The organism is Vulcanococcus limneticus LL, assembly GCF_002252705.1.
Lineage (GTDB): Bacteria > Cyanobacteriota > Cyanobacteriia > PCC-6307 > Cyanobiaceae > Vulcanococcus > Vulcanococcus limneticus.
The window spans coordinates 1-1,213 of record NZ_NQLA01000141.1; the positions used below are offsets into that span (position 1 = coordinate 1).

At 63.4% G+C, this 1,213-nt stretch carries 1 protein-coding gene; it reads left to right on the forward strand.

From position 1 onward, the window contains the following. The first annotated feature begins 130 nt into the window (after window positions 1–130). The gene (gene psbA / locus CJZ98_RS17765; protein WP_094592426.1) at window positions 131–1,210 is read left to right on the forward strand and encodes a photosystem II q(b) protein; all 1,080 of its coding nucleotides are present in this window, start codon (window positions 131–133) and stop codon (window positions 1,208–1,210) included. Window positions 1,211–1,213 lie beyond the last annotated feature (3 nt).

Consider the following 1,213-nt stretch of genomic DNA (forward strand, 5'->3'; position numbering starts at 1 on the left):
ATCCCTCTTCACAGAACGCGCAATCTTCCGTTACAGTGCAGCAGGCGGTCGGCCCCGGGCTTCCGAGCCGGTTTCCCGCCCTACTTACCGCTCCTGGCCTCCGGGCCCGGTGCATCCCCCACCCGTTCTCATGACCACCACTCTCCAGCAGCGCCAAGGCGCTTCTGCGTGGAATCAGTTCTGCGACTGGGTCACCTCCACCGACAACCGCCTCTATGTGGGCTGGTTCGGTGTGCTGATGATCCCGACGCTCCTGAGCGCCACCATCTGCTTCATCATTGCCTTCATCGCCGCTCCCCCCGTCGACATCGACGGCATCCGTGAGCCCGTCGCCGGCAGCCTGCTGTACGGCAACAACATCATCTCTGGCGCTGTCATCCCCAGCAGCAACGCCATCGGTCTGCACTTCTATCCCATCTGGGAAGCCGCCAGCCTCGACGAGTGGCTGTACAACGGCGGTCCCTTCCAGCTGGTGGTGTTCCACTTCCTGATCGGCATCTATGCCTACATGGGTCGTGAGTGGGAACTCTCCTACCGCCTGGGCATGCGCCCCTGGATCTGCGTCGCCTACAGCGCCCCCGTGGCCGCGGCTTCGGCTGTGTTCCTGGTGTACCCCTTCGGTCAGGGCTCCTTCTCGGACGCCATGCCCCTCGGCATCTCCGGCACCTTCAACTACATGCTGGTGTTCCAGGCTGAGCACAACATCCTGATGCACCCCTTCCACATGCTGGGTGTGGCCGGTGTGTTCGGCGGCAGCCTGTTCTCCGCCATGCACGGCTCGCTGGTGACCTCCTCCCTGGTGCGTGAAACCACCGAGAGCGAGTCCCAGAACTACGGCTACAAGTTCGGCCAAGAGGAAGAGACCTACAACATCGTGGCTGCCCACGGTTACTTCGGTCGCCTGATCTTCCAATACGCCAGCTTCAACAACAGCCGCAGCCTCCACTTCTTCCTGGCTGCCTGGCCGGTGGTCGGCATCTGGTTCACCGCCCTGGGCGTGAGCACGATGGCCTTCAACCTGAACGGCTTTAACTTCAACCAGTCGATCCTGGACGGCCAGGGCCGTGTGCTCAACACCTGGGCCGACGTGCTCAACCGTGCTGGCCTGGGCATGGAAGTGATGCACGAGCGCAACGCTCACAACTTCCCCCTCGACCTGGCTGCTGCCACCGCCACCCCCGTGGCGCTGACCGCACCCGCCATCGGCTGAGGC